This window comes from Collinsella sp. AF37-9, from assembly GCF_003475115.1.
Lineage (GTDB): Bacteria > Actinomycetota > Coriobacteriia > Coriobacteriales > Coriobacteriaceae > Collinsella.
Genome location: NZ_QROQ01000024.1, coordinates 1 through 10,694 on the forward strand (window position 1 = coordinate 1; position 10,694 = coordinate 10,694).

Annotated in this window: 9 protein-coding genes, 1 tRNA gene and 1 riboswitch (1 of these 11 running past the window's edge); of the genes, 9 read left to right on the top strand and 1 reads right to left on the bottom strand. The window is 60.6% G+C overall.

The genetic code is table 11. The features are described from left to right. Positions 1-271: 271 nt before the first annotated feature. Positions 272-464, top strand: a riboswitch (FMN riboswitch). Between the two features lie 5 nt (positions 465-469). The 9 genes from DW024_RS07545 to DW024_RS07585 all read left to right on the top strand — a co-directional run bounded on the left by DW024_RS07545 (position 470) and on the right by DW024_RS07585 (position 9,836). Beyond that, positions 470-1,060 (top strand): ECF transporter S component, encoded by a 591-nt coding sequence (locus tag DW024_RS07545; RefSeq protein WP_055252299.1) that lies wholly within the window; start codon positions 470-472, stop codon positions 1,058-1,060. Continuing rightward, the gene (locus DW024_RS07550; protein ID WP_118377377.1) at positions 1,057-2,961 is read left to right on the top strand and encodes an energy-coupling factor transporter ATPase; all 1,905 of its coding nucleotides are present in this window, start codon (positions 1,057-1,059) and stop codon (positions 2,959-2,961) included. Before DW024_RS07545 ends, DW024_RS07550 begins: the two co-directional genes overlap by 4 nt. Next, on the top strand, positions 2,961-3,761 hold the full coding sequence (locus DW024_RS07555; RefSeq protein WP_118377378.1) for an energy-coupling factor transporter transmembrane protein EcfT: 801 nt from the start codon (positions 2,961-2,963) through the stop codon (positions 3,759-3,761). Before DW024_RS07550 ends, DW024_RS07555 begins: the two co-directional genes overlap by 1 nt. Positions 3,762-3,791: 30 nt before the next feature. Beyond that, positions 3,792-4,238, top strand: coding sequence for a pyridoxamine 5'-phosphate oxidase family protein (locus DW024_RS07560; RefSeq protein WP_117855548.1), 447 nt, complete (start codon positions 3,792-3,794; stop codon positions 4,236-4,238). A 41-nt stretch (positions 4,239-4,279) separates the two neighbouring features. Next, a complete protein-coding gene (locus tag DW024_RS07565; RefSeq protein ID WP_117637582.1) occupies positions 4,280-4,690 on the top strand; it encodes a pyridoxamine 5'-phosphate oxidase family protein in 411 nt (136 codons plus the stop codon). Between the two features lie 257 nt (positions 4,691-4,947). Next, positions 4,948-6,018 carry an N-acetyl-gamma-glutamyl-phosphate reductase gene (gene argC / locus DW024_RS07570; RefSeq protein ID WP_117637583.1) on the top strand — a complete coding sequence of 357 codons (1,071 nt, stop codon included), beginning with the start codon at positions 4,948-4,950 and terminating at the stop codon, positions 6,016-6,018. 134 nt (positions 6,019-6,152) lie between these two features. Beyond that, positions 6,153-7,421, top strand: a complete 1,269-nt coding sequence (gene argJ / locus DW024_RS07575; RefSeq protein ID WP_118377379.1) for a bifunctional glutamate N-acetyltransferase/amino-acid acetyltransferase ArgJ — start codon at positions 6,153-6,155, stop codon at positions 7,419-7,421. An 81-nt stretch (positions 7,422-7,502) separates the two neighbouring features. Beyond that, positions 7,503-8,483 (top strand): acetylglutamate kinase, encoded by a 981-nt coding sequence (argB, locus tag DW024_RS07580; protein ID WP_118377380.1) that lies wholly within the window; start codon positions 7,503-7,505, stop codon positions 8,481-8,483. Positions 8,484-8,552: 69 nt separating this feature from the next. Next, on the top strand, positions 8,553-9,836 hold the full coding sequence (locus DW024_RS07585; RefSeq protein WP_118377381.1) for an aminotransferase class III-fold pyridoxal phosphate-dependent enzyme: 1,284 nt from the start codon (positions 8,553-8,555) through the stop codon (positions 9,834-9,836). Between the two features lie 797 nt (positions 9,837-10,633). On the opposite strand, the gene DW024_RS10100 is transcribed toward DW024_RS07585, so the two are convergent. Beyond that, positions 10,634-10,694, bottom strand: a tRNA-Val gene (locus DW024_RS10100); it runs 68 nt beyond the window's last position.

The following is a 10,694-nucleotide window of genomic DNA, read 5'->3' on the forward strand; positions in this document are numbered from 1 at the left end:
TTCGCGCTGCGGAGCCTCTTTGCGTCCTGCGGAATGTTCCGGAGAGAAACCCCCGTCACGCCCCCGGATCCCCTGCGTTTACGGCCTTGAGGTCGGCGTGGGTGGAGGACGTGGTTGATAGGGGTGCGTGTCCCGGTCGCTGTTCCGCGCTTTGCGCGAAAGGCGCGTTACTTTGGGATGGGTGGGGAACGTGGTTGTTGCGGTAACTGATCCCCGTCATAAATTATCCTCGGCATACTTGCACCTGTCTTCCCTCGTGCTACACTTTTCCTTGCTGTTTCAGGGCGGGGTGGAATTCCCCACTGGCGGTAAATCGGGCGGTGTCAAAGGGGCGCCGTGGCGCAGGTAAAGTGCCTGCGACCGAGCCGATGAGTCCGCGACCCGTGTGTGCGTTGGTTCGCATGCCGGCTGAACTGGTGAGATCCCAGTACCAACGGTTAGAGTCCGGATGAAAGAGGCAGGTGATCTTATGTCTGAACAGTCGCAGCATATCCATTTTGAGAACACGAATAGGTGGAGCACCAAACAGCTCGTTACCATGGCGTTGATGTGCGCCTTGGGCGCCCTGTTTATGTATGTGCAGCTGCCCATCCTTCCTTCGGCGCCGTTTTTGACCTATGACCCGTCGCTGGTGCCGGCGATGGTGTGCGGATTTGCGTATGGCCCTGGTGCCGGCACTGCCGTTGCCGCCATGGCGATCGTTATCCATGCGCTCACTACGGGTGACTGGGTCGGCGCGCTTATGAACCTGGTTGCCACGCTGGGCTATATTCTGCCTGCGGCTATCGTCTACCAAAAGATGCATACCTATAAGGGTGCCGTGATTGGCCTGGTGCTGGGCGTTATTGCCGCTACGGCGCTGTCCATGGTTGCGAATCTGACCATCGGCGTTTGGTTCTGGTATGGCTCGGTCGATGTGATCGCCCCGCTCATGATTCCTGCCGTGCTGCCGTTCAACCTCATCAAGACCGTGCTCAACTCGGTGCTGACACTTGCGGTGTACAAGGCGGTCTCTAATCTCATCACGCCCAAGAAGGACCAGGTCAAAGGCCGCGCATGATTGAGTGTCGGGGCGTTTCCTTTAGCTATGACGGTGCCACACCGGCACTCGACGGCATCGATCTGAACATCGAGGATGGCGAGTTTTTCTGCATCCTCGGCGGCAACGGGTCGGGCAAGTCGACGTTCGCCAAGCATTTGAACGCGCTGCTGCAGCCCGATACGGGAACGGTGCGCGTCAACGGCATGGTCGCGTCCGATCCCGAGCTGGTCTACGACATTCGCTCGACCGCGGGCATGGTATTCCAGAACCCGGATGATCAGCTGGTGGCGACGCTTGTCGAGGACGATGTTGCCTTTGGTCCCGAAAACCTTGGGGTGGAATCGGCCCAGATCGCGCAGCGCGTACGCGAGGCACTGAAGGGCGTGGGTTTGGTGGGCTTCGAGCGCCACGAGACCCATGCACTTTCGGGCGGACAAAAGCAGCGCGTGGCGCTTGCCGGCGTGCTCGCCATGGAACCGCGCGTGCTCATTTTGGACGAGGCGTCCTCGATGCTCGATCCGCGTGGACGCAAGGGCCTCATGAAGGCTTGCCACGCGTTGCACGATCGCGGCATGACCATCGTGATGATTACGCACTTTATGGAAGAGGCCGCCGAGGCCGATCGTGTCGCGGTATTTCGGGCGGGGCGCGTTGCCATGCTCGGTACGCCCGAGGAAATCTTGACACGGGCGGACGAACTTGCGCAGCTCAACTTGGATATGCCGGCGTCGTGCTGCTTGGGCACGGCGCTTCGTGCGAAGGGCGTGCCCGTTCATGCGCAGGTGCGCGAGGTGGATATGGTCGCCGAGATTGCGCAGGCATATGCCGACCGGAGTTGGACAGGCATCACCGGGCGGCCTTTCGCATCCCAGTTGGAAATCGCTGACGGCGCTGTTCCGGCAGACAACGAGGACAACGCGTCGGAGCCCGTCATCGAGCTATCCCATGTTTCGTACAGCTATTCGCTGAGCGCCCGAGATCGTCGCCGTTGGCACAAGCGCTCAGCCATCGAGGGCGCATCGAACAAACAGGCCCTCTGGGGCAACGACCCCAGCAGTCCGTGGGCACTGCGTGATGTATCGCTGACGGTGCGTCGTGGCGAGTTCCTGGGCCTTGCGGGCCATACCGGTTCGGGTAAGTCGACGCTGGTTCAGCATCTCAACGGCCTGATTCGTCCTCAGGAGGGTTCCGTTTACGCGTTGGGGCTCGACCTGGTAAACAAGAAAGATGCTGCCGCGGTTAAGGCAAAGGTCGGCGTGGTGTTTCAGTATCCAGAGCGTCAGCTGTTTGCCGAAACCGTAGCGCAGGACGTGGCGTTTGGTCCGCACAACCTTGCCTTGCCGCAAGATGAAGTCGACCGTCGTGTCGAGTCATCACTCTTGCGCGTGGGCCTCGATCTTTCCACGGTCGGCGACAAGAGTCCCTTTGAGCTTTCGGGCGGTCAGCAACGGCGTGTGGCATTCGCCGGCGTGCTCGCCATGGAGCCCGAAGTCCTGGTGCTCGATGAGCCCATGGCGGGGCTCGATCCGGCGGCGCGCAGGGATTTCCTAGGGCTCATCGGTCGACTCCATCGCGAGGGCCTGACCGTTGTCATGGTTTCGCACAGCATGGATGACCTGGCCAATTGCTGCGACCGTATCGTCGTGATGAACGAGGGCGCGGTGTTTGCCGAGGGAACCCCCGCGCAGGTGTTTGCGCATGCGGATGAGCTTAAATCAATCGGCTTGGGTGTTCCCGCTGCTCAACGCATGGCGTTGGCGCTCGCGGAAGCGGGCGTGCCGCTGCGTCGCGGCGGGCTCTATACGGTTGAGCCGTTGGCCGACGAGTTGGCAGATTTGCTGATCGGTCGCTCAGACGGTTCTTCTAACGTCTCGGACAAGGCCAAATCCGAAGCGATCGCGCGAGAGGAGGGCTGCTAATGGAGGCGTTTTCGTTTGGCAGCTACTATCCCGGCGATAGTGCAATTCACCGCCTGGACCCGCGAACTAAGTTGCTCTTGGGCTTTGTGTTCCTGATCACGACGCTCACGGTCGGCAGCTTCCGCGGACTGATCCCGGTCGCAATCTTCGTTGTCCTGATCTATACCGTGTCCCGTGTGCCGGTTCGTCGCGTCCTGTCATCGATGGCGCCGCTGCTGGCAATCGTCGCGGTGGTCGCAGTGCTCAACCTGTTTTCCGACCAGAGCGGGCGCATTCTGTGGCAGCTCGGCTTTTTGCAGATAAGCGAGGGCTCGCTGCATTCCGCCGCCTTTATGGCGTGCCGCCTGACCTTGATGATGGCCGGCATGAGCGCCATTACGCTCACCACACCGACGCTCGACCTCACCGCGGGCTTTGAGCGCCTGCTCGCGCCGTTTGCGCGTGTGGGACTTCCTGTGCACGAGCTCGGTATGATTATGGGTATCGCGCTGCGCTTTATGCCGCAGTTTGCCACCGAGATGAAGCAGACGGCCGATGCGCAGGCGAGCCGCGGCGCGCGCGTGACGGGAGGCCCGCTCGGCGGCGTTCGTATGCTTGGCAGTGTGGCGATTCCGCTGTTCACGGGTGTGTTCCGTCATGCCGAGACGTTGTCTGCCGCCATGGATGCCCGTTGCTATCATGGCGAGCAGAGCCGCACGCGTCTGCATGCGCTTGCATTTGGCCGTGGCGATGCGTTGGCGGCGGTGGTGACGGCGTTGCTGCTCATCTGCGTCATCGTCATCAATCTTCAACTTGTTTAGGCGCGATTCGAGCGCAGGAAAGGGGTCCCTATGACCGACAACGACCGCACGGCGCAGCTCGAGCGCGCCTGTTCGTATCTTAGGCGTATTCCGGCGTGGTATCTCGCCACAATCGACGTGACGGACGGACATCAGCCGCGCGTGAGGCCGTTCTCGTTTGCCATGGTCGATGATGGCAAGCTGTGGTTTTGCACCTCGCGCGATAAGGACGTGTGGGCCGAGCTCAGCGCGAACCCCAAGTTTGAGGTTTCGGGTTGGAAACCGGGGGAGTGTTGGATTGTGCTGACCGGCGAGGCCGCGCTCGAGGACGACGCGGTTGCGAGCGACAAGGTGCGTCAAGCGGGTTTTAAGCACATGGTGGGCATCGGCGAAGAACACGAGAGTGCCAACGACGGCCGCCTTGCTTTCTTTTCGGTCCGCAACATTGCCGCGCGCTTCTGTGATATCGACGGCAGCGAGGAGCGCCTGGAGCTCTAACGTTTACCAACCAGTCAAATGAGCTAGCGGCAGGAGGAACCGTGGACGGATTGAATACGGTGTTGGAGTATCTGACGTCGGTGCCGGCATGGTATTTGGCGACGAGCGTTGACGGACAGCCTCATGTGCGTCCGTTTTCGTTTGCGCAGATCCAGGATGGCAAGCTGTGGTTTGTAACAGCGCGCACCAAAGATGTGTGGCAAGAGCTGCTGCAAAACCAGCGCTTTGAGGCCACGAGTTGGTGGCCGGGCCATGGCTGGCTCATCTTGCGCGGGCGTGCCGGCTTGGATGACCGGGCTTTAGGCGAAATGCGCGAAGCTGGGTGGAAGCATCTAGAGCGCCTGGGCGAGCACTATGAGGGGCCTAACGACCCCACGCTCGTCTTCTTTAGCGTCGAGGATCCCGAGGCTTTTATCTGCAATCACGACGAATGGGTGCCGGTCGAGCTCTAGCCAGCTGGTTCATCCTAACAACTTGGTTTTCGCATGGGCGGGCCCCGTATTGCCCGGCGCCGTTAGGAGCGCCGGTCAATACGGGGCCCGCTCCATTTGTCAATTCCTTCAAGCGAATGTGTCGGGAATGTTTCAATGCATGAATATGCAAGCCATTTACGTATTCATGCATCTTTTGGTGCTAAAGTTTCAACCCAATTCATAACGACCGCTGCGAAATGCGCATCGGTGCATAACTCGCAGACAAGGAGTCTGATATGTCTTTGAAGGTTGGAATCGTCGGCGCGGCTGGATATGCCGGAGCCGAGCTCATTCGCCTCGTCCTCGGTCATCCCGAGTTTGAACTTGCTGCCATTACGTCCAACGCCGATGCCGGCCAGCCGTTGTCTGCGGTGCACCCGAGCTTCACCGGCGTAAGCGATCTTGTCTTTACGACGCATGATGCCCCTGAGCTCAAGAACTGCGACGCGGTCTTTTTGGCCGTGCCGCACACGGCTGCCATGGCACAGGTGCCCGCGCTGCTTGCATCGGGCGTCTCCTGCTTTGATCTTTCGGCCGACTACCGTCTGAACGACGCGTCCGTTTTTGAGGCTTGGTATGCCGCCGAGCATACGAGCCCCGAGCTGCTCAAGACCCGTGCCTTCGGTCTGCCCGAGCTGTTCTGCCAGGACTTGGAGACCGCCGCATCCGACCATGCCGACGGCAAACCCGTGCTGGTCGCCTGCGCCGGTTGCTATCCCACCGCAACGAGCCTTGCCGCCGCGCCCGCCGTGCGCGCGGGCTGGGTGGCCGAGAACGGTCCCGTGATTGTCGATGCCATTAGCGGCGTGACGGGCGCCGGTAAGTCCTGCAACGCCCGCACCCATTTTTGCAGCGCCGATGAGAACTTGGAGGCCTACGGCGTGGGCAAGCATCGCCACACGCCCGAGATTGAGCAAATCCTTGGCCTGACCGATCGCGTCGTCTTTACCCCGCACCTGGCACCGCTCAAGCGCGGTCTGCTCTCCACGGTGACGCTGCCGCTCGCGCCGCAGGCTATCGATACCTTGACCCTTGAGGACGTTGTCGACCATTACAAGCAGTTCTACGCCGGTCGCACCTTTGTGCGCGTGCTCGATGCCGGCCAGCAGCCCAAGACGGCTTCGGTCGTCGGCACCAACGCTGCCCAGATTGGCCTCGCGCTCAACAAGCGCGCGGGCGTGCTGGTGGCGACGGGCGCCATCGACAATCTGTGCAAGGGCGCTGCGGGCCAAGCGGTCCAGTGCGCCAATATCGTCTTTGGCTTTGACGAGCGACGAGGCTTGCCCACAGTGGCGTGCCCGGTGTAGCACATTCGATTGTTAACGATTTGGTAGTCGGGCATCGAGTGGGGCGCCACTCTTAAGCTGGTCTCATGATCACGACTGGCATGGCGCACCAACCGATGTCCGTTTTTTGTTTGATATAAGGAGTCGTAAGGACGATGAATACAGAGCAGTTCGATATCAAGATTCGTGCCGTCGAGGGTGGCATTACGGTAGCGGCCGGCTTTAAGGCCGCGGGTATTCATGCGGGTTTTCGCAAGAATCCCGAGCGCTTGGATTACGCGCTCGTCGTGCCCGATAAACCCTGTCCCGGTGCCGGCGTGTTTACGACCAATCGCTTTTGCGCAGCGCCTGTGCAGGTGAGCCGCGCCAACCTGGGCGGTGTGGGCAAGGGCTATGGCATCATCGCCGGCGTTTCAATCAACTCCGGCAACGCGAATGCCGCCACGGGCGAGACGGGCCTTGCCTGCGCGCGCGAGACGTGCAACATCGCCTCGCAGGTCATCGGCTGCGAGCCCCAGCAGATTCTGGTTGCCTCCACGGGTGTGATTGGCCAGATTCTGTCGATCGACACGTTTGAGACCGCCATTCCTGCTGCCTACGAGGCGCTCTCCGCCCACGGTGGCGCCGATGCCGCTCGCGCCATCATGACGACCGACACGCACTCCAAGGAGTACGCCGTATCCTACGTCAGTGAGGCTGCGGGTCATGCGGGCAATGTCTATACGGTAGGCGGAATGTGCAAGGGCTCGGGCATGATCATGCCCAACATGGCCACCATGATCGCAGTTATCACCACCGATGCCCCCGTCGAGCCTGCGGCACTTCATGCCCTGCTGCTCTCGACCGTCAAGCAGACCTTTAACAAGGTAACGGTCGATTCCGACACCTCGACCAACGACACCTGCATCATGCTTGCCTCCGGCGCCGCTGCCGCAGATGCCGAGCCTATCGTCGAGGGCTCCGATGCCTTTGACGAGTTGGCATTTGCCGTGCACGAGGTGTGCGAGAGCCTGGCGCGCAATATCGCCGCCGATGGTGAGGGCGCATCCAAGCTTGTTACAGTCAACGTTACCGGCGCCGCCAACGACGAGGAGGCCGATATCGCCGCCCGTGCCGTTGCCAACTCGCCGCTCGTTAAGACCTGCATCGCCGGCCACGACTGCAACTGGGGCCGCGTTGCTATGGCGCTTGGCAAGTGCGGCGTGAAGTTTAATCAGGAAGACGTTTCCATCGACATGATGGGCATGCCTGTCTGTCGCGACGGTCTGACTGTTCCCTTTGACGAGGACGAGGCTCTACGACGTTTTGAGGCGCCCGAGATCGTGATCTCGGCCGACCTGGGTGCAGGCAACGCGGCAACGACCGTGTGGACCTGCGACCTCACGCATGAGTACATCTCCATCAACGGCGACTACCGTTCCTAGATTCCAGACACGCTGCGCATCTTGCCGCGATTGCGGACAGCGGAGCACGGCGCGATAACGATACGAAAGACGAGGCAGATTATGAAATTCGCACGCGATTGTCGTTCGAGTGAATCCAACGAAGCAACCGCGCAGCTGCTGTTCGAAGCGCTGCCGTGGATTAAGAACCTGACCGGCAAGACGGTTGCTATCAAATATGGCGGAGCCGCCATGGTCGACGAGCAGCTGCGCCGCGACGTGATGAGCGACATCGTCCTGCTCAAGATCATCGGCATGCGCCCTGTTATCGTGCACGGTGGCGGCAAGGCCATCAACGAGGCGCTGAGCCACTACGACATCCCCGTCGAGTTTATGAACGGCCAGCGCGTGACCACGCCGGCGACCATGGATATCGTGCGCGAGGTGCTGGGCGGCAAGGTCAACCAGGAGCTGGTCGCGGCGCTCAACCATCACGGCAACCTGGCCGTGGGCGTTTCGGGCAGCGATGCCGGTACGCTCATCGCCGAGCCACTCGACCCCGAACTCGGCCGCGTAGGCAAGGTCACGCACGTCAACACCGACTATATCGAGCGCCTGCTCGATAGCGAGTACATCCCCGTCATCGCTACCGTCGCGGCGGGGGAGGACGGCGGTTTCTTCAACATCAACGCCGATACCGCCGCCGGTGCCGTTGCGGCGGCGCTGCATGCGCATAAGGCGATCTTTTTGACCGACGTCGACGGCCTGTACAAGGACTTTAGCGATAAAGACTCACTCATCTCCAACCTAACGCTCGACGAGGTTAACGAAATGCTCTACGGCGGCGAGGTCGATAAGGGCATGATTCCCAAGCTGCGTGCGGCCGTCGATGCGCTTGCCGGCGGCGTATTTCGCGCTCACATCATCAACGGCACCACGCCGCATTCGCTGCTGCTGGAGCTGCTGACCGATGCCGGCGTCGGCACCGTGATCCATTCCACCGAGACGGCTTACGAGTTCGATACGCATCCGCATCCGCTTTCGACGTTTGCTGCGCGTCTGACCGAGAACCTCGACGAGGTCGAGAAGCTTCAGACAGTCTAACTGACCCGCAGCCGCCCCATTTCTGCACCCATAGGCCTGCGCCGTCCGGCGCTCAACGAAAGGCATCCCATGTCATTTGCAGCTCAGCAATCGCTTGAATCCCATTACGTTATGCATACCTTTGGCCGCTCTCCGGTCGAGTTTGTCGAGGGTCACGGCATGAAGCTCACCGGCGACGATGGTCGTGAGTACCTCGACTTTCTTGCCGGCATCGGCGTGTGCAGCCTAGGTCATGGCGACCCGGCTGTGCTCTCGGCGCTCGAGGCACAGACCAAAAAGCTCATGCATGTCTCCAATTACTTCTACATCGAGCAGCGTGGACAGGTCGCGGCGCTGCTGTCCAAGCTTGCCAACGACGACTTAGATGGTGCACGCGTGCTTGCCGATGCCATTGCCGCCGGCGATGAGACCACGGCAGCTGCTCTTGGTGCCCCGGCTGCGGATGAGCAGGTTTGGGAGACCTTCTTTGCCAACTCCGGCGCCGAGGCCAATGAGGGCTCGATGAAGCTTGCGCGCCTGTACGCCAAGCGTGCCGGTAACGGCGGCAACACTATCGTGTGCATGCGCGGCGGCTTCCACGGCCGTACGCTCGAGACCATTGCCGCCACCATGCAGGATTGGCTGCAGGATAGTTTCCGCCCGCTGCCGGGTGGCTTTGTGGCCTGTACGCCCAACGATATCAATGAACTGCGTGCGATCTTTAAGCAGCTGGGGAGCGAAATTTGTGCCGTGATGCTCGAGCCGATCCAGGGTGAGAGTGGCGTGCACCCCATGACCGAGGAGTTTATGGCGGCAGCGCGCGACCTGGCACACGAAGTGGGCGCCGTGCTTATAGCCGACGAGGTCCAGTGCGGCATCTTCCGCTCCGGCAAGCCGTTTGCATTCCAAACCTATGGCGTGGAACCCGACATCATGAGCCTTGCCAAGGGCATTGCCGATGGCGTGCCCATGGGTGCCGTCGTAGCAAAGAAGGAGATTGCCGACGTTTTTAAGCCGGGCGACCACGGCTCGACCTTTGGCGGTAGCTGCTTGGCTGTCGCGGCGTGCGCCGCGACGCTCTCCGCGCTCGTGCGCGGCGATTATGCCGACCATGCTGCCAAGGTAGGCGCCTATATGGAGGCAAAGCTCGCCAAGCTGCCGAACGTGACCGAGGTGCGTGGCCGCGGCTTGATGCTCGGCTGTGATTTGGATGATGCCGCGGGCGACGCGCATGATATTGTTGCCCGCGCGCTGGCCGCCGGTGCCGTGATTAACGCTACGGGTGCCCATACGCTGCGTTTCCTGCCGCCGCTCGTCTGCGAGGAATCCGACGTGGACAGTCTGATCGAGATTCTGTCGGGTGTCTTGGGCTAACGCGGCGCAATAACTCAATTTGAACAGGGTTCCGGACTGTGGACGTGCCATATGCGGCACGATTCAGCGGTCTGGAGCCCGTTTTGCCTTAGATTTGCTAAGGCGGGGAGACCTGCTGGTCAAAAAACATCAAATATGAGTACTGTTACCGATTTGGTAACAGCAATTTTGGACTAATAAGGCCAGATAGCTAGTCGAAATGGCGATGAATGTACGATTTTGATCCAATTGCTAGTCCTTATAATGGACATATGTTGCGTAACTTAAGCAAATATTATCTTCTGATATGTTGTAAGCAAGGTAGCAGTACTCATTTTTGCCATTTTCTGGCCACGGCCTTTGTGACAGACGTGCTGGCGGGTTCGAATCCCTCTGCACTGGGCCCAAAAAGGAAAGGCCCCCATCGCTGGGAGCCTTTTCAATCAAGTGGTGGGCGATGAGGGATGTCGCGTGCGGCTGACGCCGCCCGCTCTCGCTTCGGGCCTACGGCCCTCGCGTGCTGCGCTGGAAAACGCTTCGCGTTTCCTCAGCTCCGCACCCTTTCGGGTTCGAATCCCTCTGCGATGGGCCCAAAAATGAAAGGCCCCCATAGCTGGGAGCCTATCAAATCAGTGGTGGGCGATGAGGGATGTCGCGTGCGGCTGACGCCGTCCGCTCTCGCTTCGGGCCTACGGCCCTCGCGTGCTGCGCTGGAAAACGCTTCGCGTTTCCTCAGCTCCGCACCCTTTCGGGTTCGAATCCCTCTGCGATGGGCCCAAAAATGAAAGGCCCCCATAGCTGGGAGCCTATCAAATCAGTGGTGGGCGATGAGGGATGTCGCGTGCGGCTGACGCCGTCCGCTCTCGCTTCGGGCCTACG